At 68.3% G+C, this 26,415-nt stretch carries 26 protein-coding genes and 1 tRNA gene; 14 read left to right on the top strand and 13 right to left on the bottom strand.

Features of this window, described 5'->3' with window-relative positions:
- Positions 1–19: 19 nt before the first annotated feature.
- Positions 20–2,377 (top strand): penicillin acylase family protein, encoded by a 2,358-nt coding sequence (locus ACEN8G_RS01720; protein WP_413419210.1) that lies wholly within the window; start codon positions 20–22, stop codon positions 2,375–2,377.
- Positions 2,374–3,564, top strand: coding sequence for a serine hydrolase domain-containing protein (locus ACEN8G_RS01715; protein ID WP_413419212.1), 1,191 nt, complete (start codon positions 2,374–2,376; stop codon positions 3,562–3,564). The genes ACEN8G_RS01720 and ACEN8G_RS01715 overlap by 4 nt, the downstream gene beginning before the upstream one ends.
- A 122-nt stretch (positions 3,565–3,686) precedes the next feature.
- Here the strand turns inward: ACEN8G_RS01715 and ACEN8G_RS01710 are convergent, their stop codons facing one another.
- On the bottom strand, positions 3,687–5,228 hold the full coding sequence (locus ACEN8G_RS01710) for an N-acyl-D-amino-acid deacylase family protein (RefSeq protein WP_413417188.1): 1,542 nt from the start codon (positions 5,226–5,228) through the stop codon (positions 3,687–3,689).
- Between the two features lie 81 nt (positions 5,229–5,309).
- Entirely contained in the window at positions 5,310–7,028 is a 1,719-nt protein-coding gene (locus ACEN8G_RS01705; protein WP_413417190.1) for an arylsulfatase, read from the bottom strand.
- A gap of 225 nt (positions 7,029–7,253) precedes the next feature.
- Between ACEN8G_RS01705 and ACEN8G_RS01700 the strand changes: the two genes are divergently transcribed.
- The 7 genes from ACEN8G_RS01700 to ACEN8G_RS01670 all read left to right on the top strand — a co-directional run bounded on the left by ACEN8G_RS01700 (position 7,254) and on the right by ACEN8G_RS01670 (position 12,102).
- Positions 7,254–8,282 (top strand): COX15/CtaA family protein, encoded by a 1,029-nt coding sequence (locus ACEN8G_RS01700; protein ID WP_413417216.1) that lies wholly within the window; start codon positions 7,254–7,256, stop codon positions 8,280–8,282.
- Positions 8,279–8,593, top strand: a complete 315-nt coding sequence (gene cutA, locus ACEN8G_RS01695) for a divalent-cation tolerance protein CutA (protein ID WP_413417192.1) — start codon at positions 8,279–8,281, stop codon at positions 8,591–8,593. Before ACEN8G_RS01700 ends, cutA begins: the two co-directional genes overlap by 4 nt.
- Entirely contained in the window at positions 8,593–9,357 is a 765-nt protein-coding gene (locus ACEN8G_RS01690) for a hypothetical protein (RefSeq protein WP_413417194.1), read from the top strand. The genes cutA and ACEN8G_RS01690 overlap by 1 nt, the downstream gene beginning before the upstream one ends.
- A gap of 45 nt (positions 9,358–9,402) precedes the next feature.
- Complete coding sequence (locus ACEN8G_RS01685; protein ID WP_413417196.1) at positions 9,403–10,350, top strand: hypothetical protein; 948 nt, start codon at positions 9,403–9,405, stop codon at positions 10,348–10,350.
- A gap of 143 nt (positions 10,351–10,493) precedes the next feature.
- Positions 10,494–10,973, top strand: coding sequence for a 50S ribosomal protein L13 (gene rplM / locus ACEN8G_RS01680; protein WP_413417198.1), 480 nt, complete (start codon positions 10,494–10,496; stop codon positions 10,971–10,973).
- The gene (gene rpsI, locus ACEN8G_RS01675; protein WP_413417200.1) at positions 10,973–11,530 is read left to right on the top strand and encodes a 30S ribosomal protein S9; all 558 of its coding nucleotides are present in this window, start codon (positions 10,973–10,975) and stop codon (positions 11,528–11,530) included. The genes rplM and rpsI overlap by 1 nt, the downstream gene beginning before the upstream one ends.
- Positions 11,531–11,616: 86 nt before the next feature.
- Positions 11,617–12,102 carry a hypothetical protein gene (locus tag ACEN8G_RS01670; protein WP_413417202.1) on the top strand — a complete coding sequence of 162 codons (486 nt, stop codon included), beginning with the start codon at positions 11,617–11,619 and terminating at the stop codon, positions 12,100–12,102.
- Positions 12,103–12,118: 16 nt separating this feature from the next.
- Here the strand turns inward: ACEN8G_RS01670 and ACEN8G_RS01665 are convergent, their stop codons facing one another.
- Genes ACEN8G_RS01665 through ACEN8G_RS01645 form a run of 5 tightly spaced genes read right to left on the bottom strand, consistent with a single transcriptional unit; the run spans position 12,119 to position 15,777 of the window.
- Positions 12,119–13,723 (bottom strand): DUF4166 domain-containing protein, encoded by a 1,605-nt coding sequence (locus ACEN8G_RS01665; protein ID WP_413417204.1) that lies wholly within the window; start codon positions 13,721–13,723, stop codon positions 12,119–12,121.
- Positions 13,720–14,121 (bottom strand): thiol-disulfide oxidoreductase DCC family protein, encoded by a 402-nt coding sequence (locus tag ACEN8G_RS01660; protein ID WP_413417206.1) that lies wholly within the window; start codon positions 14,119–14,121, stop codon positions 13,720–13,722. Before ACEN8G_RS01660 ends, ACEN8G_RS01665 begins: the two co-directional genes overlap by 4 nt.
- Positions 14,118–14,480, bottom strand: a complete 363-nt coding sequence (locus tag ACEN8G_RS01655) for a hypothetical protein (protein WP_413740719.1) — start codon at positions 14,478–14,480, stop codon at positions 14,118–14,120. The genes ACEN8G_RS01660 and ACEN8G_RS01655 overlap by 4 nt, the downstream gene beginning before the upstream one ends.
- Before the next feature lie 32 nt (positions 14,481–14,512).
- On the bottom strand, positions 14,513–15,199 hold the full coding sequence (locus ACEN8G_RS01650) for a DUF4166 domain-containing protein (RefSeq protein WP_413417210.1): 687 nt from the start codon (positions 15,197–15,199) through the stop codon (positions 14,513–14,515).
- Between the two features lie 17 nt (positions 15,200–15,216).
- Entirely contained in the window at positions 15,217–15,777 is a 561-nt protein-coding gene (locus ACEN8G_RS01645; RefSeq protein WP_307119921.1) for a GbsR/MarR family transcriptional regulator, read from the bottom strand.
- Between the two features lie 246 nt (positions 15,778–16,023).
- Between ACEN8G_RS01645 and ACEN8G_RS01640 the strand changes: the two genes are divergently transcribed.
- The 3 genes from ACEN8G_RS01640 to ACEN8G_RS01630 all read left to right on the top strand — a co-directional run bounded on the left by ACEN8G_RS01640 (position 16,024) and on the right by ACEN8G_RS01630 (position 19,555).
- Entirely contained in the window at positions 16,024–17,718 is a 1,695-nt protein-coding gene (locus tag ACEN8G_RS01640; RefSeq protein WP_413417212.1) for a DUF1800 domain-containing protein, read from the top strand.
- Positions 17,719–17,729: 11 nt separating this feature from the next.
- Positions 17,730–19,109, top strand: a complete 1,380-nt coding sequence (locus ACEN8G_RS01635; RefSeq protein WP_413417214.1) for a DUF1501 domain-containing protein — start codon at positions 17,730–17,732, stop codon at positions 19,107–19,109.
- Between the two features lie 65 nt (positions 19,110–19,174).
- Positions 19,175–19,555, top strand: coding sequence for a bleomycin resistance protein (locus ACEN8G_RS01630; RefSeq protein ID WP_307119918.1), 381 nt, complete (start codon positions 19,175–19,177; stop codon positions 19,553–19,555).
- Between the two features lie 118 nt (positions 19,556–19,673).
- Here the strand turns inward: ACEN8G_RS01630 and ACEN8G_RS01625 are convergent, their stop codons facing one another.
- The 6 genes from ACEN8G_RS01625 to ACEN8G_RS01600 form a co-directional block, all read right to left on the bottom strand.
- Positions 19,674–20,420 (bottom strand): metallophosphoesterase family protein, encoded by a 747-nt coding sequence (locus ACEN8G_RS01625; protein WP_413416234.1) that lies wholly within the window; start codon positions 20,418–20,420, stop codon positions 19,674–19,676.
- Positions 20,417–21,253 carry a diacylglycerol/lipid kinase family protein gene (locus ACEN8G_RS01620; protein WP_413416235.1) on the bottom strand — a complete coding sequence of 279 codons (837 nt, stop codon included), beginning with the start codon at positions 21,251–21,253 and terminating at the stop codon, positions 20,417–20,419. Before ACEN8G_RS01620 ends, ACEN8G_RS01625 begins: the two co-directional genes overlap by 4 nt.
- 31 nt (positions 21,254–21,284) lie before the next feature.
- The gene (locus ACEN8G_RS01615; protein WP_413416236.1) at positions 21,285–22,736 is read right to left on the bottom strand and encodes a DUF5597 domain-containing protein; all 1,452 of its coding nucleotides are present in this window, start codon (positions 22,734–22,736) and stop codon (positions 21,285–21,287) included.
- A 94-nt stretch (positions 22,737–22,830) separates the two neighbouring features.
- Positions 22,831–22,904 (bottom strand) — tRNA-Gly (locus ACEN8G_RS01610).
- 163 nt (positions 22,905–23,067) lie between these two features.
- Entirely contained in the window at positions 23,068–23,613 is a 546-nt protein-coding gene (locus ACEN8G_RS01605; RefSeq protein WP_413416237.1) for an RNA 2'-phosphotransferase, read from the bottom strand.
- Positions 23,613–24,206: a cysteine hydrolase family protein gene (locus tag ACEN8G_RS01600; protein ID WP_413416238.1), complete on the bottom strand. Its 594-nt coding sequence runs from the start codon at positions 24,204–24,206 to the stop codon at positions 23,613–23,615. Before ACEN8G_RS01600 ends, ACEN8G_RS01605 begins: the two co-directional genes overlap by 1 nt.
- Positions 24,207–24,282: 76 nt before the next feature.
- Here ACEN8G_RS01600 and ACEN8G_RS01595 point away from each other — a divergent pair, with 76 nt between their 5' ends.
- A complete protein-coding gene (locus ACEN8G_RS01595) occupies positions 24,283–25,014 on the top strand; it encodes an NUDIX hydrolase (RefSeq protein WP_413416239.1) in 732 nt (243 codons plus the stop codon).
- Positions 25,015–25,060: 46 nt separating this feature from the next.
- Positions 25,061–26,365: a nicotinate phosphoribosyltransferase gene (gene pncB / locus ACEN8G_RS01590; RefSeq protein ID WP_413416240.1), complete on the top strand. Its 1,305-nt coding sequence runs from the start codon at positions 25,061–25,063 to the stop codon at positions 26,363–26,365.
- Positions 26,366–26,415 lie beyond the last annotated feature (50 nt).

The following is a 26,415-nucleotide window of genomic DNA, read 5'->3' as shown; positions in this document are numbered from 1 at the left end:
GATACCCGGGGAATAGTCGATGCTGAACCGCCGTGCCTTCCTGCTGAGCTCCAGCGCGGCGCTTCTCACCAGCGCCGCCGCAGCGGCCAGGCCACGGCTGGTCACCACCCAGCAGCAGAGCGTCCGCGGCGCGAGTGCGCCGATCGAGATCGTCGACGACGAATGGGGCACGCCGCACATCCGCGCCGCGACCATCCCCGATGCATTCTTCGGCCAGGGCTATGTCGTCGCGCGCGACCGGCTGTTCCAGATCGACCTGTCGCATCGCCGCGAGCTCGGCCGCCTCGCCGAGGCGTTCGGCGCCCGTTTCGCCAGGCATGACGCCAACGCCCGGCTGTTCCATTATCGCGGCGACATCGACGCCGAGCTGCGCCGCGTGCCGGCCGACGTGCTCGCCTGCGCCAAGGCCTATATCGCCGGGATCAACGCGCGCATCGACGAGGTGATCGCCGACCCGTCGCTGCTCCCGCTCGAATATCGCATCCTCCAGGTCATCCCGATCCGCTGGGGCCTGCGCGACCTGGTCCGTGCCCGCGAGGCGGCAAGCGGCAATGTCGATGACGAGGTCCGCCGCGCCCAGCTCGCCGCGATGGGCATGCTCGATCTCGACGCGGTCATCGCGCCGCTCCGTCCGGCCTGGAAGATGCAGGTGCCCGAGGGGCTCGATGCCGGTGCGGTGAGCCCGGCCGATCTCGGCGTGCTCAATATCGACGGCCTGCCCTGGGCCGAGCTGACCGGCCAGGATCCCGCCGCCGCCTCGGCCGAGCGCGCCAATGCCGGCAGCAATGCCTGGACGGTCTCGCCGTCGCGCACCGCCACCGGCCGGCCGATCCTGGCGAACGACCCGCATCTCGGCATCGGCGGGTTCAGCCCGCGCCACATCGCCCATCTGACCGCGCCGGGGCTCGACCTGATCGGCGGTGGCGCGCCCGGACTGCCCGGCATCATGCAGGGCCATACCGATCGCTTCGCCTTTGGCCGCACCAATTTCCATATCGACCAGGGCGACCTGTTCATCCTCGAGCTCGATCCCGCCGACCCCGAGCGCTACCGCCACGATGGCGGCTGGAAGCGGTTCGACAAGGTCGAGGAAGCGATCGCGGTGAAGGGCGGCGCGCCCGCCAAGGTTACGCTTCGCTATTCGGTGCAGGGCCCGGTCCTCTCCTGGAACCCGGAAAAGCGCCGCGCTACCGCGCTCGCCACCATCGCGATGCAGCCGGGCGGCGACGGCGCCTTCGCGATGATCGCGATCAACCTCGCCAAGGACTGGAAGAGCCTGCGCAAGGCCTTCGAGCTGCACCCCTCGCCGACCAATTTCCATTATGCCGATGTCGAGGGCAACACCGGCTGGCAGGTGATCGGCTTCGCGCCGGTGCGGAAAAAGGGCGACGGACTGCTCCCAGTGCCCGGCGACGGCCGCTACGACTGGACGGGCCTCCGCAAGTATGAGTCGCTGCCAAGCGAGTATAATCCTGCGAAAGGCTGGTTCGCCTCGGCCAACCAGAACAACCTGCCCGCCGACTGGCCGCGCGACCGCATTCCCGCCTTCTCCTTCCGCGATCCCTATCGCTACGATCGGATCGCCGATGTGCTGAAGTCACAGGACAAGCACACGCTCGCCGACAGCGTCGCCCTCCAGCACGACACTCTGTCGACGCCTGCCCGCCAGTTCCTCGCGCTGCTGCCGGCGACCCCTTCCGCTGCCGCCAAGCCGGCGGTCGACATGCTGCGCGCCTGGAATGCCCGGATCGACCGCGACAGTGGCGCCGCCGCCTTGTTCGAGATGACCTGGCGCGATCTTGGCAAGCGGATGCTCGCCGCGATCGTCCCGCCGCGGGCAAAGGGCCTGATCCCCTCGATCGCCCCGTCGCTGCTGCTTGAGCTGCTCGCCCGGCCCGATGCGCGACTCGGCACCGACCCCGCCGCCGCGCGCGACGCGATGCTCGATGCGGCGCTGGTCTCGGCCTGGGCTTCGGCCCGCGAGAGGCTCGGCCCCGATCCTGCCGCCTGGCGCTATGGCACGCTCCACCAGGTTCGGCTGCGCCACCCGCTTTCGGCGATCCCCGCCATCGCCCGGGCCTTCCCGGCAATCGAGGGCGAAGGCTCGGGCGGCGACGGCTATACGGTGATGGCGCGCTGGCTCGGTTCGTCGAGCTGGCAGGTCGGTGGCGGCGCCTCCTATCTCCAGGTGATCGATGTCGGCGCCTGGGACAATTCGCTGATGCTGATCCTGCCCGGCCAGTCGATCGATCCGCGCTCGCCCCATTATCGCGACCAGTATCGCAACTGGGCCAACGGCCAGATGCAGCCCATGCCGTTCAGCCGTGCCGCGGTCGATGCCCGCGCCGCCAGCCGCACAACGCTGAGGCCGGCATGAGGCGCGCCGCGCTGCTCCTGCTCGCCCTCGCCGCCACCCCGGCGGCGGCGCAGGACCGCGAGCTCGATAAGGCCGTCGCCGATTTCCGCGCGCTGCACCGGGCCGAGGTGGCCAAGGCCGGGATCGCCGGCAGCAGCTTCTACCTGGTCCGCGACGGCCGCACGATCGTGGCCGACCATATCGGCGAGCAGGATGCCGATGCGCATGTGCCCGTCGATGCCGCGACGATCTATCACTGGGCGTCGATCACCAAGTCGATGACCGGCATCGCGATCATGCAGTTGCGCGACCGCGGGCTGCTCAAGCTCGACGATCCGATCATCCGCTATGTGCCCGAGCTGGCCGGGGTGCACGATCCGTTCGGCGATCCGAGCGCGATCACCATCCGCCAGCTGATGAGCCACAGCGCGGGCTTCCGGAACGGCACCTGGCCGTGGCGCGACAAGGAGTGGCAGCCCTTCGAGCCGCCGGGCTGGGAGCAGCTCAAGGCGATGATTCCGTACACCGAAGTGAAGTTCAAACCCGGCAGCCGGTTCAGCTATTCGAACCCGGGCATCGTCTATCTCGGCCAGGTGATCGAGCGGCTCTCGGGCGAGGATTTCGAAGTCTATGTCGACAAGAACATCCTGCGCCCGCTCGGCATGACCTCGAGCTATTTCGACCGGACGCCGCCCTATCTCCTGCCGCACCGCTCCCACAGCTATTACATCCGGGACGGCAAGCGGGTGGCGGCACCCTTCGATGCCGATACCGGGGTCACCGTGTCGAACGGCGGCCTCAACGCACCGCTGCCCGACATGGCGAAGTACATCGCCTTCCTGCTCGGCGACCCGACGAACGACCTGGTTCTCAAGCGCAGCTCGCTCGAAGAGATGTGGCAACCGCAGATCTCGGCGGGCGAGGACTTCACCCAGGGGCGGATGGCCAGCACCACCTGGAGCGGCCTGTCCTTCTTCCTCGATCAAGCAGACGGCATCCGCATCATCGGCCACAACGGCGACCAGAACGGCTTCCGCGCCTATCTGAGCCTGTGCCCGGACCAGCACATCGGCAGCCTGCTCACCTTCAACACCGAGACGCGCGGAGTGGAGAATGCCCCCGCCAACCGCGACATGCCGGAATCGCGTGTGGCGCTGGCGACGGACGGGCTGTGCAAGGCGGTGGCGAAGGGCGCCGGTTCGAAATGAGATTTTCCCCGGCGAAGGCCGGGGCCCAGACTTGAAAGTCACGCGCCTTGGCGCGTCTTCGCCGCGCACTGCTTAGTCTGGGCCCCGGCCTTCGCCGGGGAAAAGCAGGTGGGAAAACGCGGTTAGCGCGCCCGCAACAGTCGCCCGCTCTTGCCTACCCGCACGCCACCCTCATAGGCCACCGTGCCGCCCAGCATCACCAGGTCGAACCCCTCCGCCTTTGCGAACGGATCGACATAGGTCGAGCGCGCCTTGACCCGCTTCGGATCGAACAGGATCAGGTCCGCCTTCATCCCCGGGCGGATCACCCCGCGATCGGCCAGCCGCAGGATATGCGCGGGGAAGCCGGTGCCCTTGCGCACCATCTCCTCGATGCTGAGCTTCTGGTCGCGTACCACATATTCCTCGATCAGCTTGGCATAGGTGCCGGTCGCGCGCGGGTGGCGCATGCCAGGCCCGCCATCGGTCGAGAAGGCGACGAAGGGATCGACCAGCAGCACGTCCTGCAGTGCCTTGTCCTGAGTGAAATGCGCGCCCGATCCGCTCTGCGGGCCGATCTTGATCAGGAAGTCGGCATAATGGAGCCCGGCTTCCTGCGCCGCCTGGGCCAGCGTCTTGCCGGCATAGGGCGCGGTGCCGATCAGCAGCGCTTCCGGCCCGCCCCGGCGGGTCATCCGCTGGACCAGATAGTCGCGCAGCTCCTGCCGGCGCGCGGCCACCACCTTCGCATAGTCGGTCGGCGGCAGCGCCCATTTCGGGAAGAGGATCGCGATACCGGTATAGCCGGCCTCATAGGGATATTGGTCGGCGGTCAGGTCGATCCCCTGGCGGCGCTTCTCGGCAAGGAAGGCGAGCAGTTCGCGCGCCCGCGCCTCGCCCTTCCCGAACACCACCTTCAGGTGGGAGATATGCGGCCGCGCCGGCAATGACGAGGCGATCAGCTCGTCGATCGAGGCCTTGATCTCCTCGTCATTCTCCGAACGCATATGGCTCATCACCACGCCGCCATGGCGCGCGACGACCTTGCCGAGATTGGTCAGCTCGGCGGTCTCCGAATAGATGCCCGGCACATATTCCAGGCCATAGGACAGGCCGAACGCCCCCGCCTTCAGCTCGGCCTCCAATTGCGCCGCCATCCGCGCGAGTCCCGCGGCATCGACACGGCGAACCGTATCCGCCACGCCAGCCGCGCGGCGCAATGTCCCATGGCTGGCGAGCAGCGCGACGTTGACGTCGATCTTCGCCCGGTCGACCGCCTGCATCCAGGGTCGGGGATCGAGGTCCTTGCCCAGCCGTGGCCCGCTGCCGTCCTGCCCCAGCGTGATCGTGGTGACGCCCATCGCGAGGAACGCCTCGTAACTGTCCTCGAGCGGGTCGCCATGGCTGTGCATATCGATGAAGCCGGGCGCGAGCACCCGCCCCTCACCGGCGACGACGCGCGTCGCGTCACCCGTGGCGGAAGGCGGCTCGATCCCGATGATCCGGTCGTCCGCCACCAGCACATTGGCGAGCCGCGGCGCCCTGCCCGTCCCATCGATCAGCAGCACTTCGCGGAACAGCGTCGTCGACGCCCCCGCCAGCGTGGCGAGGCCGGGCCAGCTCGCCAGGCTGCCCGCCACCACCGCCCCGCCGATTGCCTGCCGCCGCGTCAGACGCTTGCCCATGTGCGATCCCCCTTGCCGACCCGTTTTGCCGGACTATGCGCGCAAGCCCGGCGCGCGCGAATCGCTAAAATTGGAATAGCGTCATGGCTTCAGCGCATAGGGTCGCGCGATCTTCTCCCAGCCGCCCCAGTTCTGCCGGGGCTGGCCGTTGCCGTTGCGGTCATATTCCTCGCGCCACGGATCGACATAGCTGCGCGCGGCCCAGGCATCCCATTGCTGCGCCATCTTCTTTGCCCGCTCGGGCTGGGCGGCAGCGAGGTCGTGCATCTCGGCGCGGTCCTTCGCCATGTCGAACAGTTGCCAGGGCTGCTGGAAGCGGGCGACCAGCTTCCACTGGCCATCGCGTACCGCACGGTTGCCCTCATGCTCCCAGAAGATCGGCTTGTCGCGGGTCAGCGGCTTGCCGGTGAAGGCCGGGACCATCGAGCGGCCTTGCATCGGCACGATATCGTGCCCGTTGAACTTCGTTGGATAGGTCGCGCCGCTCAGCTCGACCAGAGTCGGCATCACGTCGATCAGATGGCCGGGCGCAGTCACCTTCGTACCGCGCTGCTCCGCCGCGATGCCCTTGGGCCAATAGGCAATCAGCGGCGTCGCGATGCCGCCTTCCTCGGTGAAGTGCTTGAAATACTGGAAGGGCGTGTTCTGCATCGTCGCCCAGTTCATGCCGGTCCACACCACCGACTGGGCGCTGCCCGGCGTGCCCTTGCCGTTCAGCCGGCCATCGGGTCCGCTCTCGCCGTTTCCGCCATTGTCGCACATGAACAGGATCAGCGTGTTGTCGAGCTCGCCCGACGCCCGGAGCCGCTCGACCAGCGTGCCGATCGCACGGTCGACCCGGCTGATCACCGCGGCATAGACCGCCATCAGCGTGTCGAACCGCTCCTTGTCCTCGGCGGTCAGCTTGTCCCAATCATAGCTGTTGGCGAGTGCCGGCGGCAGCTCGGCATCGGCGGCGATGATCCCCAGTTTCTTCTGCTTCTCGAACCGCTCGCGCCGGATCACGTCCCAGCCGCGCATGTATTTGCCCTTGAACTTCGCGACGTCCTCCGCCGGCGCCATCAGCGGGAAGTGCGCCGCGGTGAAGGGCATGTAGAGGAAGAAGGCCTTGTGCTCGCTCTCGGCCTGTTTGAAGAACTTGGTCTGCCAGTCGACGAACATGTCCGACGAATACCAGTCGCCCGTGCCCACCCGCGGCGAATTGGCCGGCACCTTCTCGCCGTCGATGAACACGTTCTGCGCGATCGGCTGCGGCTGGTTCGGATAATAAAGCTCGCCATAGGGCGTGGTCAGCGAATGGTCGAAGCCGCGCTGCCAGGGCCCGACGCCGTGGCCGATGCCGACATGCCATTTGCCCGCCATCGCGGTGTAGTAGCCGGCCGACTTCGCCACTTCCGCCAGCGTCACCACCCGGTCGAGCAGCTTGCTCTTCAGCCCCTGCGATTCGGGTACGTCGACGCCCTCGAGATGGCCGAGTCCCGCCTGGTGCGGATAGGTGCCGGTGAGCAGCGAGGCACGCGACGGGCTGCACCGCGCGCTGTTGTAGAATTGGGTGAAGGAGAGCCCGCCCTTGGCCAGCGCGTCGATATTCGGGGTCGGCACCTCGCTGCCGAACGCGCCCACGTCCGAGAAGCCGACATCGTCGAGCAGGATGACGACCACGTTCGGCCGCGTCGGCTGCGGCTTGACCACGCCCGGCACGGTCTGCGCGCCGGTGTGGACCGGCAGCGCCGTCGCGGCGAGCGCGATCGCGGCGCCGCAGGCGCGGCTCAGGAAACGGCCGATATGTGCAGGCTTCATGGCGTACCCCTCTCACTTCTCCGGCCAATGGCGCCGGATCCTGCCCGGTCCTTGCCGGTGCAGCGCCCCAGACGTACATCACGATTAATTATCATATCAATAGCACATGTGTTTCCGATCTGTCGCAGGGCGCCGGATTTGCCGTCGGTCAAAGCCGTGCGCGCAGGACGGGCGCAGGACTCGCCATCGCCCATCTTCGGAACTACACCTCAGCCCGTGCTGCAGATGACTTCGCTTCCCGCCTCCGCTCGCCCCCGCGCCCTTGCCCATTGGCTGTTCGCCGTCGCGGCGCTGATCGTGCTGATGGTGGTGATCGGCGGCATCACCCGCCTCACCGAATCCGGCCTTTCGATCACGGAGTGGAAGCCGTTCACCGGCACCATCCCGCCGCTCACCGAAGCCGCGTGGCAGGCCGAGTTCGCCCGCTACCAGCAGATCGGGCAATATGAGCAGCTGAACCGCGGCATGACGCTCGCCGAGTTCAAGAACATCTTCTTCTGGGAATATCTCCACCGGCTGCTCGGCCGGGTGATCGGCCTCGCCTTCGCCCTGCCGCTGATCTGGTTCGCCATCCGCCGCGCCATCCCCAAAGGCTATGGCTGGCGGCTGGTTGCGCTGCTCGCGCTCGGCGGGCTGCAAGGCGCGCTCGGCTGGTGGATGGTCAAGTCGGGCCTCAACAAGACCAGCACCGCGGTCGATCATTTCTGGCTCGCCGCGCATCTGATGACCGCGCTGTTCACGCTGGGCGGCATCGTCTGGACCGCGCTCGACCTGCTGGCGCTCAAGCGCAATTCCCGCGCCCGTCCGGCCCGCCTCACCGGCTTCGCCACTGCGGTGCTCGCCATCCTCGCCATCCAGCTCTTCTACGGCGCGCTGGTCGCGGGCCTGCGCGCCGGGCTGGTGACCGACCAATGGCCACTGATGAACGGCCGGTTCTTCCCCGGCGTCAGCCAGGCCGGCCAGAGCCTCGGCCATATTCTTCTCTCCGATCCGGCAGTGGTGCACTTCATCCATCGCTGGTGGGCCTGGGTGACGGTGGCGGCGCTGGTCGTGCTTTCGCGCAAGGTGCGCATCGCCGACCGCCGCGCCTCGATCGCGATCCACAGCGCCTTCGGCACCCAGATCCTGCTCGGCATCGCCACGGTGATGGCCGGCATGCCGATCTGGCTCGCCGCGCTCCACCAACTCACCGGCGCGCTGGTGGTGATCGCCACCGTCTGGGGCGCCCATGTCGCGGGCAGCAACCGCGCTTGAGCGAGCTCGCGCTCTTCTACGTGACCTTCGCCACCAGGGCGGATGCCGAGCGCGTCGCCGAGACGGTGCTGACCGAGCGCCTCGCCGCCTGCGCCAATATCCTCGCGCCCTGCACCTCGCTCTACCTCTGGCACGGCGAGCTGGAGCGCGCCGAGGAAGTGCCGGTACTGTTCAAGACCCGCCCGATGCTCGCCAACCGCCTGCGCGAACGGATCGCCGCGCTCCATCCCTATGAGCTGCCGGTGATCGAGAGCTGGACCGCCACTGCCGGTGCCGATGTCGGCGCCTGGGTGGAAGCCGAGACGCGCTGATGCTGCTCGCCGCGATTGTCCTCCAGGCAAGCGTGGCCGGCTTCTCCCCGCCGCTCGACGCGCCGATGCACGTGGTCACCGAGCGCCGCGACGATGCCCGCATCTATCGCATGGAGCGCGCGCTCCGCTTCCTGCGCGAGGGCGAAGGCTATCGCGCCGAGGTGACCCTGCGCACCGCAACCGGCGACACGACCGACACCAGCGGGGCGCTCTATGAAGCCGGCTTCGGCGCGTTTGCCGGTCGGACGATCCTCTTCCATCTCGATCGTGCCGGCGCAGTCACCGCGATCGACGAAATGCCCGCGCTGTGGGACCGGTTCTGCCAGCGCGTCGCCGAGGCCGCCGCCGCGCGCCGTACCCTCGCCCCGCTGGAGCGCGAAAAGCTCGCGGCGCGTATCGCCGCGCCGCTGCGCGCAATGCCGGCCGAGCGCCAGCGCGCGATGCTCGCCTCGCTGGTGCTGGCGGTGATCCCCGACGAGGCGATGACGCCCGGCAGCGCCCCGGTCCGCCTGCCCGGCCGCTCGACCTATGGCGGCACCGCGCCGCTGGACGGCATGCGGACGGTCACGGCGCTTCCGGGCGGGCATGTGCGCAGCACCGTCAATGCCACCGGCGAAGGCGTGACGCTCGAGCGCATCACCGAAATGGATCCCCGCACCGGGCTGATCACCCGCAACAGCAAGACCCTGCGCATCCGCGCCGGCGGGCTGGAAAAGGTCAGCACCACGCTTCTCACGGTCGAGCCGGTCGCCGACGGGAATTGACTTGCCGCCGGGCCCATGGCCGTGTCCGCGACAAAGGGGAAATCCATGCGCTCGATTCTCGCCGGAGCAGCCGCCGCACTGCTCGCCTGCCTCACGCCAGCCATGCCCGCTGCGGCGCAGGCCGGCAGCACGGCCGAGCCGGCGACGATCGACATCGTCTTCAACCCGCCGCTCGATACGCCGCTGCGCTACCGCGTCGTCCGCGATCGGGCCGCGCGCCCGGGCCGGCCCGCCGCCGTGGCGAACTGGGTGGAGGAGCTCCGCTTCGCCAAGACGGCCGACGGGTTCCTCGCCTATTGGCGGATGGACGCCGCCTCACTGCCGCCCGAGATGCGCGCGCCGGCAGTCGCGCCCATGGTCGCGCCGTTCACCGGCGAGCCGATCGCCTTCGAGCTTGATGCCGAGGGCAATGTGCTGCGCGTCCACGACTGGCCGGCGGCACAGGCCCGGGTGATGGCCGCGGTTGAGGCCGCCACCACCATGATCCCCGCCGCGGATCGCGACAAGGTCCTGCCGCAGGTCCGGGCGATGTTCGCCGGCCTCACCGCCGAGACCGCGCCCTCGATGCTGCTGCGCAACGTCGAACCGCTCTTCGGCGGGGGCGGCCTGTCGATGGAGCCGGGCGAGGTGATCCGCTCGCCGATCGAACAGCCGGTGCCGCTGCTTGGCGGCAGCGTGGCGATGGACGTCACCGTCACCATGACCGCTGCCGAGCCTGGCCGCACCGCCACGCTCACCTCGCGCACCGAATATGATCCGGACTCGTTCAAGCAGCTGCTCGCCCGCGCCGTCGACCGTTTCGCGCCCGCGGACAAGGCCGCCCGCAAGCAGCAACTAGAACAGATGATGCCCGAAATGCTGCTCAGCGAAGCCTCGACCACGCTGATTGATCTGCCCAGCGGCATGCCGCTCCGCTTCGAGAACCGCCGCACCGCGAAGATCGACGGCAAGGACGTTCCGGTCGAAACGCTGGCCCTCACCTGGCTCCGCTGAGGGCAAATCGCCTTTAGGTATCCAGATACCCGTCAGCAAACCCGCGCTTTTCTTGACTTTTCCAATCCGAATCGTCAGAGGGCCATCAACCGCGCTGCCGGAAACGGCGGCGCGTTGCGTTTCATACTCGAAAGGTCTCGCCCATGAAGGCGCTGATGAAGACCACCAAGTCGGCCAAGCCGGCCGAGGTGGAGAAGAAGTGGCACATCGTCGATGCCGACGGTCTGATCGTCGGCCGCGCCGCGGTCGTGATCGCCAATGTGCTGCGCGGCAAGCACAAGACGAGCTTCACCCCGCACGTCGATTGCGGTGACAATGTCATCGTGATCAACGCGGACAAGATCCGTTTCACCGGCAAGAAGCTGGCCCAGAAGGTGTACTACAAGCACACCGGCTATGCGGGCGGCATCAAGGGCATCACCGCCGCCAAGGTCCTCGAAGGCCGCTTCCCGGAGCGCGTCCTGGAGAAGGCCGTTGAGCGCATGATCCCGCGCGGTCCGCTCGGTCGCCAGCAGATGCGCAACCTGCGCATCTACAATGGTTCGGAGCACCCGCATGAGGCGCAGAACCCCGAGGTCCTCGACATCGCCGGCATGAGCCGCAAGAACAAGGTGGGCGCATAATGTCCGACAACCGCCAGTCCCTTTCCGATCTCGGCGCCATCGCCGCCGGTGAGCAGGCCGTGGCCGCTGAGGCTCAGGCTTCGGCGAACAGCCAGGCCGATGCCTATCTGGCCGGCCAGATCGACGAGCCGTCGACCCCGGCCGTCCTGCGCCAGCAGGAGCTCGACAAGTTCGGCCGCGCCTATGCGACCGGCCGTCGTAAGGACGCCGTCGCCCGCGTCTGGCTGAAGCCGGGCACCGGCAAGATCACGATCAACGGTCGTGACCAGGAAGTCTATTTCGCGCGTCCGACGCTGCGCCTCGTCATCAACCAGGTGTTCGGCATCACCGAGCGCGAAGGTCAGTATGACGTGATCTGCACCGTCAAGGGCGGTGGCCTTTCGGGCCAGGCCGGCGCGGTGAAGCATGGCATCAGCCAGGCGCTCACCAAGTACGAGCCGGCGCTCCGCACCCCGGTCAAGCGCGCAGGCTTCCTGACCCGCGACAGCCGTACGGTCGAGCGTAAGAAGTACGGCAAGGCCAAGGCCCGCCGCAGCTTCCAGTTCTCGAAGCGCTAAGCGCCTCGGCAACTGCCAACGAATTGGGGCGGTCCGGCAGCGGGCCGCCTCTTTTCGTTTGGGGAACGCGCGGCTAGCCTTGCGCCATGGCGCTCGACCACCCCGACACACTTCGCATCCTCGCCTTTCTCGACGAGATCGGCATCCCCGTGACCCAGGGCAGGATCGAGGGCGACAGCTTCCTGCCCGGCATCGAGGTGCGCGACGGCGGGCTGGTGCTCGATCCCGAGCGCGCCTTCCATCCCGGCGACCTGCTCCACGAGGCGGGCCATATCGCCTGCACCGAGCCGGCCCTGCGCCCGACGCTCTGCGACGTGGAGAGCGATCCCGGCGAGGAGATGGCGGCAATCGCCTGGTCCTATGCCGCCGCCCGCGCGATAGGCATCGACACGCGCGCGCTGTTCCATGCCGATGGATATCTCGGCGGCGGCGAGGCCCTTGCCATCGCGTTCGACAGCGGCAAGGGGCCCGGCCCGCCCATGCTCCAATATTATGGCATGGCCGCCGAGCCGCATCAGGCCGAGACGCTCGGCCTGCCAGTCTATCCGCAAATGGCGAAGTGGCTGCGCTAGGGCATGCTGCGGCGGCCTAGCCCCGCATCAGCCAGCCAGTATAGCGCACTACTGGCCCGAGCAGCGGCATCGCCACGGCCACCTCGAAACGGAAGCGCCCGTCCTCCTGCCATTCGCGCGCGTCGATCCGCGGGCCCAGCCAGCGTGGCATTAGCACGCCGAATGCCGTCCAGCCGCGAAGCACCATCTTCAGCCCGTCCCCATCCGAAGGAAGGTCGAAGGCGAAGCGCAGCGGCCCGAACCGTTCGGCCACGCCCTGCCCCGCCTGGCTGAGTTCACTCGAAAAGGCATGCCCGCCGAAATCCCGCGTCCAGCGCTCCTTGCCGTCCCGCGCCGAGAAGGTGACGCGCAACGGCCAGCTGCCTTCGGGCGGAAAGCCCATCGCGCGTCCCACCAGCCAGGCCAGCCCCTTGCCGCGGCGCACCTCCCCTTCCCCCGAAGCCCCGGCATCGCCGATAAAGTCATGCATGCCGCGCACCGCCTCGGGCAGCCGTGCAAAGCGCGATCCCATCGCCCGGGCATAGAGCGGATCGACCGAGCGCTCGGTCACTTCGGTCCGGATCGCCAGTCCGGCGAACAACGGCGCGAATTGGTCGAGCGTCAGCAGCCCGCTCGCGTCCCCCGCGCCCGGCGCCACGCGGCCGGCAAGCACTTCCTCGGCGAGCAGCTGCGCGGCGAGCGTCGGAATCTCCGGCCCGTCGCCCTGCTCGGCGATCAGAGTCCAGCGCCGTTCGACGCCCGAGCCGGCGAGCGTCACCGTCATTGCCGATCGGTCGCTGCGCGCCCAGCCGGTGACACGCTGGAGCCGGTGCAGCCAGGGCGCGGCACAGCGCAGCCCGCCGATCCATCCCCAGCGCACCGGCCAGCTCATCGCCCATAGCCCGAGCATGTGCAGCCCCTGCTCGGTTCCCGCGCGGAAGGTCACCGCCGGCTTGCCCGGCAGCGCGTCGGGCATCAGGCTGAGATCGGGCACATCGGCCAGCGCGACCCAGCGGCGCAGCGGCGCGCAGCCGGGGATGGCGAAGGTCTCGCGGCGCAGCGCCTGCCAGCCCGTCGCCTGCGCCCAGCGCTGCCCGCGCCACACGCGCACCGGCCTGCCGACATAGGAGAGGATCGCCTCCGCCACCGCCAGCCCGGCCACCGCCCGGTTCGACGCGCTGAGCGCGATCTCGACGCGCTCCACCCGCGCCAGCCCCTGCGCGAGCTGCCGCGCCACTGCGCCCGACAGCGCCGGCAGGCTCGACGCACCGCTGACGATCGGCACCGTGACCGGCGCCCCCTTGTTCAGCCCGCCGATGCCAGCCACGAATTCCCGCGAATCCGCCAGGTCGAGATAGGGGATGCGCATCGCGATGCACGCCTCGGGCACGGTATAGCCGCTGCCCTGGAACGGCCCGGCTGCATCGATCACCAGGTCCGGCCGCTCGCGCGCCAGCACCATGCCGATGCCGTTGGTCCGGTCGGCCACCACCGGCTCGGCATCCTCCAGCCCCGCGCAGAACGCCGCCGCCTTGTCGAGGCTCCGCCCCGCCACCAGCACCTGATGCCCGGCCGCCAGCAACCGCCGGCTCAGCCGCGCCCCGAACCCGCCATAACCGCCGATGACCAGGATACGGCTCACAGGATGCGCGCCCTTTGCTCGGCACTCGGTACCCAGCAGGCCTCGCGCTTGCCGAACAGCCGGTAGCGATTGCGCGCCACGCGGCGGTAGAGCGCATCGCGCCAACGCCGCGGAACCACGCGCAGCACGCCCGCCGCCCGCCACGGCCAGCCGAGCCCCTCGGCGATCGCCAGCACCCCGTCGCTGTCGCGCCGTGCCCGGCCGCCCTCGATCACCAGCATCGTGTCGGGATCGTCCGGGTCCACCCCGAAGCGCCGGCACAGCGCCTGCCCCGCTTCGCTCTGCACCGAGGCGAGCTGGAAATGCCCGCGCCGGTCATGCCGCAGCACGAAGCGCGCATTCGCGGTGCACAGCACGCATACGCCGTCGAACAGGATGATCGGCCCCGCGTCGTTCATGCGCCGCCTTCCTGCACGACCACATCCTCACCCCGCACGAGGCAGAAGACCAGCCCGCCGACCAGTCCCGAAGCGCCGCAACAGGCCACGCCGGACAGCAGCGGCTCCAGGTCCAGCCGCAACACCAGGCCGAGCAGAAGCGTCGGCATGGCACCGATCGGCAGGCCGGCCAGCCCCGCATTCCACCAGCGCAGCGGCCAGCGGTCGAGCAATTGCAGGTAGAGGGGGAATGCCAGGAACACGGCATGCCCGAACGCGACGACCAGCGCGAAGAGGAGGCAGAAAAAGAAGAACCCGATGTCGGCTCCTCGCGCCGTCAGGGTGATCAGCAGCGCGCCGGTCACGGCCGAAGCCAGCACCGAGGCGACCGCCGCGAGAGGCCCCCGCCCGCTCATTCCGCCGGATCCGCGAACACGCAGAGCTGGTGGACCAGCTCGCCCAGCAGCGGATGCACCAGGTCGAGGCTGAACACGAAGCGCCCGCCGCCGATGTCCATATGCCCCACCGTCAGCCGGCCCGGCATCGCCCAACCGGGCAGCTTCACCCGCAGTTTGCCGAGCTTGAGGAAATAATGATCGCCGACGAACAGCAGCGCCCCGCCCGCCTCCTCCAGCCGCAGCGCTATCCCCACGCCAAGCCCCAGATATTCCTCGATTCCCGTCGGCCCGGCAAAGCGCTTGGCGCTGTGGATAACCTGTGGAAAACCCTGTGCACGACCATATTGCCGCGTCCAGTACTGGCCCTGTCCCTCGGCATCCGCCGTCACGCTGACGCTGGCCGAAACGCCGATATCCGTGCCCAGCGGCAGCGGCCCGCCGATCAGCCGCGCCACCTGCGCCAGCACGCGCCCGGCAAGGCTCATCCGGCACTCGGCCACTTCGCCCAGATAGGAGACGCAGGCACCGGCCCTGATCTTGCGCAGGAAGCGGCGGCGCGTCGCCGGCGGCAGGAACAGCCAGCGCTCGCCGAGCAGCCGCGCGAAGGGGCTGGCTTCGTCGTCGAGCCGCGGCGCCGTTGCCCGATGCCAATCGGCATAACGGGCCAGCGAACCCGGCGCATATCCGATTGCCGCACCCATGGGACCACTCCCTTCCGCTACGCGCTCTTGCCCTTGGGCAGGAAAGCCAGGACCTTCTTGCCCAGCCGGATCAGCATCATCAGCCGCCCCGGCGGCACGCTCATCATCTGCTGGTACCAATCGTCGATCGTCACGACGAAGTCCTGCATCGCCACGATCCGCTCGCGCGCCGTGCCGGAGATCGCCGCGTCGCGCTTCGCTTCCTCGGTGCAGATGCGCAGCGCCGCCACCGCCGGATCGATCTCGCGCTCCTTGCGCCCCTGGGCGATGCGCGTGAGCATCTGCATCAGATCGACCTCGGCCTCATAATGGTCGCGCCGGTCGCCCATCACCGGCACCCGGCGGATCAGCTTCCAGCCGAGCAGTTCCTTCAGGCTGTTCGACGTGTTGCTCCGCGCGATGCGCAGCGTGTCGCTGATCTCCTCGGCATTCAGCGGCCGGTCGGAGAGATAGAGCAGCGCATGGATCTGCGCGACCGAGCGGTTGACGCCCCATTGCCCGCCCATCTCGCCCCAGTGCAGCACGAACTGCTGCACCGCGATCGGCAACTGAACAGCATTGTCCGTAATTTCTGTCATAACAGAAATATGAGACGGAATTGCACGCGAGTCAATCGCCTTCGCCATCCGTCCCGCGCAAGCCTCGCCTCGTCGTCACGCGCACCGTTGCGATTCCGCAACCATCGGCCTGCCCCGCGGCGTTTGCGCGCCGCGCAATCGCGATGAAGATTTCCTTAGGTATTTCTGCAGGTTGTCCCGATTTTCCCGCTAAATTATTCAAAGACGTGCAGGTCGCGGCTTTTCCGCGGCCTCGGGGGACTTCGGGTGTTCGTACAACGCAAACTGGCCGTGCTCAGCGCGGCATTCGGTCTGCTCGCGCTCGCGGGCTGTGATGGCGGCGGCGGGGGCGGCTCGTCGTCGAGCGGCAGCGCCGGCGGCGTGGTCGCTGCGCCCAGCCCCACGCCCACCCCGGTGGTGTTCACCGATGGCGACGCCGCGCGTCTCGCCAAGCAGGCGAGCTTCGGCCCCACGCCCGATCTCATCGCCCGCATCAAGTCGCTCGGCGCCGCCGGCTGGGTCGACGAGCAGCTCGCCGCCTCTTCGAGCACCTATGCCGATCTCGCCGTCGAGGTCCGCCGCGACTTCTGCGTCAGCGGCGACACGGTGTGCAGCCGCGCCCATTTCAGCCGCACGCCGGTGGCGATGCGCTTCTATGCCAATGCCGTCGCGGGATCCGACCAGCTGCGCCAGCGCACCGCCTTCGCGCTCGGCCAGATGGTCGTCGCCTCCGAGGCCGAGGTGAACTCGACCGCCGGCATCGCTGCGTTCAACCAGATCTTCCTCGCCAACGCCTTCGGCAACTATCGCGACATCCTCAGCCAGGTCACGATGCTCGGCTATATGGGCGACTATCTCGACATGGCCGACAGCAACAAGTCGGGCCCGTCGGAGAACTACGCCCGCGAGCTGCTCCAGCTCTTCTCGATGGGCCCGGACGCGCTCAACATGGACGGCAGCCTGAAGCGCGACGGCGCCGGCGCGGCCATTCCCAACTACACGACCGACGACATCAAGGGCGTTGCCAAGGCGCTCACCGGCTGGACCTATGCCCGGGTCGGCGGCGCCGCGATCACCGACGGCAATGCCCGCGACTATTCCAGACCGATGATCCAGGTCGCGAACCGCTACGACAGCACCCAGAAGAATTTCCTCGGCACCAGCGTGTCGGCGGGCGCCAGCCAGGACGCCAGCGTCGCCGCCGTGGTCGATGCCGCGTTCAACAACCCCTCCACCGCGCCCTTCGTCGCGCGGCACATGATCGTCCATCTCGTCACCGCGAACCCCAGCCCGGCCTATGTCGCCCGCGTGGCGGCGGTGTTCGCCGACAATGGCGCCGGCACGCGCGGCGACATGAAGGCCGTGGTCCGCGCGGTCCTGCTCGACAGCGAGGCGCGGAGCGCGCCGACCACGACCAGCGGCAAGCTCAAGGAGCCGGTGCTGCTGATGACCGGTCTCGCCCGCGCGATCGGCTTCGCGACCGACGGCTATGTCTTCGTCACGCGCGACAGCGCCCTGGGCCAGCCGGTGTTCCGCGCGCCTTCGGTGTTCAACTTCTATCCGGACGATTTCCCGCTGCCCGGCTCGACCACGCTGAAGAGCCCGGCCTCGAAGCTGCTCAACACCTCCAACGTGCTGCGCTGGCATAATTTCGTCTATGACTGGACCGTCTCGGGCGATGCCACGCGCAGCGAATATGCGCTGGATTCGGGCCTGCCCATGTCCTCGCTCACCCAGCCGCTCTGGGCGCCCTGGGAAGCGATGGGCACCGATCTCGACGCGATGGTGGCGCGCATCGACCTGACCCTCTTCGCCAATACGCTGAGCCAGGCGCAGAAGGACAAGCTCAAGGCCGCCGCCACCGCCATCACCAATAGTGATGCCACCATCCAGGCGCGCCGCCGCGCCCAGATGATGCTCTACGTCGCGGCCTCGAGCCCGATGTTCCTGGTCGATCGCTGAGGAGCCCGGACATGACTTTTTCCCGACGCGATTTCATGAAGGTCACTGCCGGCGCCGGCGCGCTTGCCGCGATCGGCCAGCTCGGCCGCACCACCGCGATGGCCGCCCCGAACGGCAGCTACCGCGCCATGGTCGGCGTGTTCCTGTTCGGCGGCAATGACAGCTGGAACATGGTGATCCCCACCGATGCCCGGCACGCCGCCTATCTCGCCGCGCGCGGCAGCGTGGGCATCGCCGCCAGCCGGCTCACCGCGCTCACCGGCACTGCCTATGCGCTCCACCCGGCGATGGCCGCGCTTCGCCCGATCTGGGACGAGGGCAGCCTGGGCCTGGTGCTAAACGCCGGCACGCTCTACGCGCCGCTGACCAAGGCGACCTATCAGTCGCGTGCCGATCTGCGCCCGATGAACCTGCTCAGCCATTCGGACGAGCAGGCGCACTGGCAGGGCCTGCGCGCCCGCGACTTCGCCACCGACGGCTTCATGGGCCGCCTCACCGACCGGATGGGCGCCAGCTCGATCCCGTCGATGATCTCGATCGCCGGCTCGAACCTGGCGGTGATCGGCAAGACCAGCTCGGCGCTGGTGCTGCCCTCCACCGGCACGCTGGGCCGCTCGGGCTATTCGACCGGCACCAGCGCGGCAAACACCGCCAAGAACAGCGCGCTCGATACCTTCTCCTCGGCCACCGGCCTGGGCGCCGTCGCCGAAGCCAGCGCCCGCGACATCAACGCCAGCTATGCCCAGGCGACCACCGCCAACGGCATTATCTCGGCGACCAGCGCGCTCGACGGCTATTTCGTCAACCCGACCACCGGCGCCGCGCTGACCAGCGATGTCGCCCGCCAGCTGATGCGCGTCGCCCGCATGATCGATGCGCGCGGCTCGCTCGGCCACAACCGCCAGAGCTTCTTCGTCAGCCAGGGCGGCTATGACAATCACTCGGGCCAGGTGAACGGCGGCACCAACGATACCGGCACCCACGCCAATCTGCTCGGCGACCTCGCCATGGCGCTGGCCGGCTTCCACCGCGCGATGCAGTCGATCGGCATGGCCGAGAACGTCACCGCCTTCACGATGAGCGACTTCGGCCGCACCTATCGCGGCAACGCCCAGAACGGCACCGACCATGCCTGGGGCGGCAACCACCTCGTGGTGGGCGGCAACGTCACGCCCGGCGGCATCTTCGGCGCCTATCCGGACCCGGTGCTCGGCGGCGCGACCGACGTCAGCAGCGAGGGCCGCTTCGTCCCCGCCGTCGCGCAGGAGGAATATATCGGCGCGATCGCCCGCTGGCACGGCGTCAGCGATGCTGACATGCCCTATGTCTTCCCCAACTGGTCGACCTGGAGCACCGGCGGGCGCGGGCCATTACAGTTGTTCCGCGCTTAACGACGTATCCGGATTGCGCTATCGTTCCGCCCCGGCAATGGGGCGCGCCTTCGGGAGGGTGAACGATGGCCAATCTCTACCGCATCACGCCGTTCATGCACGTGCCGGACTTCGACAAGGCGCTTTGGTTCTTCACCGAGGTGCTCGGCTTCGAACTCTATTTCCGCACCACCAACTATGCCTATGTCCGGCGCGAGCAGGCGGCCTTCCGCATCCTCCAGAACGCCGGCGACGACGGCGCCCCGCCGGGCAATCGCCGCTTCTGCTATTATGTCGATGTCGAGGACGTCGACGCGGTCGCCGCGGAGCTGGCCCCCAAGGCGCCACTGCTCAACGACGGCGACATCTATGGCCCGATCGACCAGATCTACGGCCAGCGTGAGCTGATGGTGGTGGCGCCCGACGGCAATCTGCTGGTGTTCGGCCAGGATATCTCGAAGCGATAGCGTCACCCCACCCCAATCGTAATCCCGCCCCAAACCGTCATCCCGGCGAAAGCCGGGATCTCAGGCGAAGGCGCGGGGAAAGAGCCGCACGAGATCCCGACTTTCGTCGGGATGACGGTCAAAGGGCAACACTCCCCTCCCCCATGAACCGCGCCCGGGTGGAGAAGCTCGCCCCCTCCACGGTGATCTCGTTGAACGAAGGCGGCTTGGCGCGCACCCGCTCGGACAGCGTCCCCGCGCCGATCAGCCGCACGGTCCGCCCGCCGACCTCGCGCTCGATGTCGAACGGATCATGGACATGGCCGGTCAGCACCGCATGCGTCCCCGCCTCGGCCAGTGCGTCCAGCGCCTCGGCGCCGTGCCTTGTGTGCGAGGTCGCCAGCGTGCCGCCCTCCACCAGCGGGTGGTGGCAGGCGACGAACACCAGGCCGCCCGTCGGCACCGCCTCGACCAGTGCCAGCGCCTCCTGCAGCGCACGCGTGCTGACATGCCCTTTCGACCAGTTGAGCCGCCACTGGAAGCGCGCCGTGGTCTTGAGCGGCACCACCGCCACGCCCTTCACGTCCAATGGCTTCTCGATCATCTGCTCCAGCGCCTGGTAGCGCTTGTACGGCGTCACGAACCGCGCCCAGAGGTTGAAATAGGGCAGGTCGTGATTGCCCACCTCCACCGTCACCGGCCGGCCCAGTTCCTTCAGCCACTTCGCCGCCGCCGAGAACTCCTTCGCCCGCGCCTGCATCGTCAGGTCGCCGGTCATGATCACGGCATCGGGCTGCTCCTCCTTCACCCGTGCGCCGAACCAGTCGACCGCGGCGCGGTCCTCGCGCCCGAAATGGACGTCGCTGACGTGGAAGAGACGCGTCATCCCAGCTCCTCGCGTGTCGCGATGAAGGCCTTGCGGCTGATGCCGGACCTGATCGCGGTGCCTGGTGCCAGCGACACCGGCTCCCCGTCGAACAAGGCGAGCACCGGCTTGTTCCCTTTCGGGCTCAGCCTGTCGGTCAGGCTCTCGCTCACTGCATGCGCCGCGACCCAGTCGCCGGTCAGCCATTCCCAGCCCAGCTGCACGATCGAGCCCCAGTCACGCGCATCGACCGCGGCGACGTGCAATTCCCCTTCCTCGGGGCGCACGAACACCGCCTGATACTTGTCCTTGAGCGCAGGCACGCCCGCAATCCGTATCCCACTTCCCCCAAAAGTCCTGTTCCACGCGACATGTGCGGCCTGGAACAGCTTCTTGATCGCCCCCTTGCGCACCGCCTCGCGCGCCCGGAACCACGCCGTCGCCGGCCCCAGGATCAGCCCGACAAAGGCGCGATGCTTGCCCGCCTCGATGAACGGCAGCGCCACCCGCGTCGTCTCGTCATGCGCCGCCTCGATGATCTTCTTCGGGTCGAGCGTAGGATGCAGCGACCTGGCGAGCAGGTTCATCGTCCCGCCCGGCAGGATCAGGAAGCTGCCCTTCCAGCTGGCCAGCGCGCAGAGGGCGGTGTTGATCGTCCCGTCGCCCGCGAACAGCACGACCGTGTCCACCTTCTTCCGGGTGAGCGAAGCCCCCTTGGGAATCTCCTCCGCCGGGAATTCGGTGCGGCCGACCAGGGTCAGCCCGCGTTCCTCGAACACGGCCTCCAGCGCATCGCACTTGGCCTTGGTGGTCGATCCCGATCCGGGGTTGGTTATGAACCAGAGTCTTTCCATCCCGGTCGTAACGCTCGGGATACGAAATGGCTCAATAGCGGTAGAGCCGCACCTTCTGGATGCCGAACTGGCCCGGCGGCAGGCGGACGTGCCGGCCCTGGTGCGTCTGGTCGCCATTGAGCCTGCGCCCGGCGACCCATTTGCCGTCGACGAACCTGCCCTCCTCGACGAAATCGAGGCCCACGCGCGGTTCAAAGGTCACCGTGATCCCGCTGCCCGCGATGAGGTAGTCCTCGCCGCCCAGCCACAGCAGGATTCCACCATGCTCGGCCGGCGCCTGCTTGTCCTTCGGCGTCCAGGGATCGACGAAGCCCACGGTCAGCCTGTACCCGCCCAGCGTCGCCACCTGCGGGCTGCTGTCGACCACCCCCTCGAAGCTCACCACCGGCGAGAAGCCGTCGCGCGCCTTCGCCGCGAAGATCGCCGGGGTCAGCTGCCCGAGCATCGCATAGAAGCTGCCCAGCCGGTCCTTGTCGGCGATCTGCTCGATCGCAAAGGGACTGAAACCGATCGCGCCATGCTTGCCGATCGCGCGCATCGCATTGGCCGGCGCGCGCGGATCGCCCGCCTCGTTCGCCTCGGGCACGAACAGCACATTCCCGGGCACGACATAGCCATCGGTGATACCTGCGAAGTTCGGGAAGTAGATGTCGGGCGAGAGCATGTCGATCGCCGGCCCCGCCTGCTTCCATTCCCGCATCAGGTGCGCGAGCGGCCCGCCGCTCGGATACTCGCCCGGCAGCTTGCCCGGCCGCCCCTGTGCGCCGTTGACGTACATCGGCAGCCGATATTCGCGCTTCCCCGCCTCGGCGACCGCATTGGCGAAGCGCGCATAGTGATGCGCGGTGAACGCCTCCTCGCTGCCCTGCCACTTGGCGAAGGCCGCATCCGCCAGCGCCCCATGTTCGCGCGCGGTCGGCAGGAAGCCCATCTCGTTCTCGACCTGCACCATCAGCACGGTATGGCGGTCCCCGTCGATCGCCTTGAGGTGCTGCATCATCGCCGCGAACGCCCGCGCATCGGCATCGAGCGTCGCCTTGCCGAATACCGAGAGGATGTCCTGCGACTGCCCGTCCTTGCCCGTCGAGCGCAGGAAGCGCCTGCCGTCGCGCTTCACCCAGGCCGGCGCATAGGTCGACATGCTGTTCTTCCACACCCCGAACCACAGCAGCACCAGTCGCATGTCGTTCGCCCGCGCATCCTCGACCAGCCAGTCGAGGCTGGAGAAGTCGAACTTCCCCTCCTCCGGCTCGATCGCCTCCCAGGTCACTGGGGCCAGCACCGTGTTGAGGTTCAGCGCCTTGAGCCGCTGCCAGTGCGGCTTGAGCCACGCCCGGTCGGTCGCCGAACTGTTCCCCAGCTCACCCCCGCGGATCAGGAACGGCTTGCCGTCGACGATCAGCCGCCCGCCCTCCAGATGCGGCGTCTGCGCCAGCGCGGGGGTGGCGAGGAAAAGGGCGAGCGCGGAGAGCCAGCGGAGCATGGCGCACACAATAGTCCGAGTAATTACCCAAGGGAACCAGGCGCGTCGAATCGACCGCCGACGCAGCTCAAGTGATTCAGATCTGAGGAGAGATTGGAGCGGGTAGCGGGAATCGAACCCGCGCTAGAAGCTTGGGAAGCTCCTGTGATACCATTTCACCATACCCGCTCGGGCCCGCCGAAATCCCCGCTTTTGCCGATTCTGTCAACCCGCTCCGCTCAATGCCGGAGCTTGAGGTGATGCGGCGGCGGACGGCGCCTGCGGAACAGCAGCTTCAGGCACACCCAGAGCAGCAGCCACTCCCATAGGGACGGCACGCGATCGGCACGCATCACTTCGGCTCCCAGGGCTCGAGGAAGGCGGGCGGCACCGCTTCGGTCAGCCACACGCCGTTGCTGGTCAGCAAGAAGTCCCGGCCCGTCGCGGCCAGCGCCGCCGCACGCACGGCCAGGATCACCGGCGCCCCGCGCCGCCGCCCCACCCGCATCGCGGTGTCGAGATCGCCCGACAGATGGACATGATGCCGCCGCATCGGCTTCAGCCCCTCGGCCAGGATCGCCGGCAGGAAGCGCGCGACCGTGCCGTGCCACAGCAGTTCCGGCGGGTCGGCACGCGGCCAGTCGAGCGCCACTTCCACCGAATGACCCTGGCGCGCCCGGATCCGCGCGGTATCGGCGCTGAGTTCGAAGCGCTGCTTGTCGCTTTCCTCGACCACCCGAAGGAGATCGTCCCAGCCACGACCGGTGCCCGAGCGGGCGAGCGCTGCCAGCACCGCATCCACCTCGGTCCAGCCCTGCGGATCGAGCGTCAGCCCGCCCGCCTCGGGCTGGTGGCGCAGCCATAGCGACAGCGTCTTGGAGAGCCGGACGTCATCCATCACGCCATCTCCGCGATCGCGACATCGGCGCCGGTCCATTCCTCGGCCGCGACCTGGTCGATCGGCCGGGCGATGCCGCGCGTCAGGCCAGCCGGCACCGTCACGCGGAAGCCGCGGTCGATCAGCCCCTCGACCGCCCAGCGCACGCAATAATCGGCGGCCACACCGACCACGATGACCTCGTCGATCTCCCCGCGGAACAGCCCCGAGAAGAACGCCTCGCGATCGACCGAACCCTCCCCGCGGATCGATTCGACCACCAGTCCCGGCTCGGCCCACATGTCGAACACGCCCTTTTCCAGCCGCCAGGTCGCGATCGCCGGATCCACCGCACCGGGATCTACCACCAGCTCCCAGCCGGGCGTGCCCTTCTCGCAATGCGGCGGGAACTGCTTCGCCTCCTCGGACACCGCATAGACCGCGGGCATATGCGTATCGAAGGTAAACAGCACCCCAACCACCGCATCGGGCCGCAACCCGGCCAGCCAGTCCCGCATCGGCGCGACGATCTGCTCGGCGCCCGGTACCGGCAGCGCGCCATCGGCCGCCACGAAATCCCGCTGCATGTCCACCACGATCACGAAGCTCGACATTACCTGTCTCCCATTCATGCCACTTTACTTATGCGCGCAACGCGAATAAGTAAAGTGCATAACGCATATAAGGGTGATGCGCGTGGATGAAGCTGCCTTCCTCAAAAGCTATGACCCGGCCGCATTCGAGCGCCCTTCGGTGGCGGTCGACCTGATCCTGATGAGCGTGATCGACGGCGCCCCAGCCGTGCTGCTCACCCGCCGCGACCAGTACCCCTTCCAGCACGCATGGGCGCTCCCCGGCGGATTCGTCGGCATCGGCGAGAGCCTCGACGATGCCGCGCACCGCCTGCTCGCCGACAAGGCGCACATGGCCGATGCCTATGTCGAGCAGCTCTACACTTTCGGCGCGGTCGATCGGGACCCGCGCATGCGGATCATCAGCGTCGCCTATTTCGCCCTGATCCCCGCCACTGCCTTTGCCGCCGCATTGAAGGCCGCCCAGGAGCTCGCGCTCGCCCGCCTGACCGTGCCCTGGCAGGGCGAGACCGGCGGCCCGGTCGAGGCTCGCCTGGCCGAAGGCGAACCGCTTGCCCTCGCCTTCGATCATGGCGCGATGCTCGGCGTCGCGGTGCTGCGGCTGCGCGGCAAGCTCGATTATTCGGGCATCGCCTTCGCCCTGCTCCCCGAGCGTTTCACCCTGCGCGCGCTACAGGATGTGTACGAGGCGATCCTCGACACCCGCCTCAACAAGCCAGCCTTCCGCCGCCGCATGCTCGATCGCGGCTGGCTGGCGCCTACCGGCGAGCGCGAGACCGGCGCCTCGTTCCGCCCCGCCGAACTCTATCGCTACCAGCCCCCTCGCTGAGCCGCCCCGCCCCGTCTATCGTCACCGGCCATATCCGGAGGAAGCCTTGCCCGTCACCGACATCGCCACCCGCGTCTACAATCATGGCTGGCGCCTCGACCCGATCGTCCGCAGCCTGCTCGACACCGATTTCTACAAGCTGCTGATGCTGCAGATGATCCGCCACCTCCACCCGGAGGTGCAGGCGACCTTCTCCCTCATCAACCGTACAAAGACCGTCCGCCTCGCCGAGGTGATCGACGAGGCCGAACTGCGCGCCCAGCTCGATCATGCCCGCACGTTGCGCTTCTCGAAGAAGGAGCTGATCTGGCTCGCCGGCAACAGCTTCTACGGCAAGCAGCGCATGTTCGCGCCCGACTTCATCGCCTGGCTCGCCGAGTTCCAGCTGCCCGAATACGACCTCCACAAGGTCGACGGCCAGTTCGAGCTGCACTTCGCCGGCCCCTGGACGCACACGATGATGTGGGAGATCCCCGCGCTCGCCATCGTCAACGAGTTGCGCTCGCGCGCCGCGCTCAAAGGCAAGGGCCGGTTCGAGCTCGACGTGCTCTATGCCCGGGCCAAGGCCAAGATGTGGGACAAGGTCGAGCGCCTCCGCCAGCTCCCCGATCTCGTCATCTCGGACTTCGGCACGCGCCGCCGTCACGGCTTCCTCTGGCAGCGCTGGTGCGTCGAGGCGCTCAAGGAAGGCCTGGGCAACCGCTTCATCGGCAGCTCGAACGTCCTGCTCGCAATGGACAACGACCTCGAGGCGATCGGCACCAATGCGCACGAGCTGCCCATGGTCCTTGCCGCCCTGTCCGACACCGACGCGCAGGTCGCCACCGCGCCCTATCGCGTGCTGGAGGAGTGGCGCGCCCATTATGACGGCAACCTCCTGGTCGCCTTGCCCGATGCCTTCGGCACCACCGCGTTCCTGCGCAACGCCCCCGACTGGGTCGCCGACTGGACCGGCTTCCGCCCCGATTCGATGCCGCCGATCGAGGGCGGCGAGCAGATCATCGCCTGGTGGCAGGCGCGCGGCCGCGACCCGCGCAGCAAGCTGCTGATCTTCTCCGACGGCATGGACGTCGACAGCATCGAGGCGACCTATCGCCACTTCCACGGCCGCGTCCGGATGAGCTTCGGCTGGGGCACCAACCTCACCAACGACTTCCGCGGCTGCGACCCCGCCGGCGGCCACGGCCTCGAGCCGATCTCGCTCGTCGCCAAGGTGACCAGCGCCAATGGCCGCCCGGCGGTCAAGCTCTCGGACAACCCCGCCAAGGCGACAGGCACCCCCGCCGAGATCGCCCGCTACCTGCGCATCTTCGGCGAGGAAGGCCGGGTGGCGCAGCAGGTGGCGGTCTAACGCGCACCCAATTCCCCTTCCTGCAAGGGAGGGGAGAAAGAGCAAGACGC

The sequence above is a fragment of the Sphingomonas sp. Sphisp66 genome (assembly GCF_047324325.1).
Classification (GTDB): Bacteria; Pseudomonadota; Alphaproteobacteria; order Sphingomonadales; family Sphingomonadaceae; genus Sphingomonas.
This window is presented reverse-complemented; position numbering and strand designations above follow the sequence as displayed.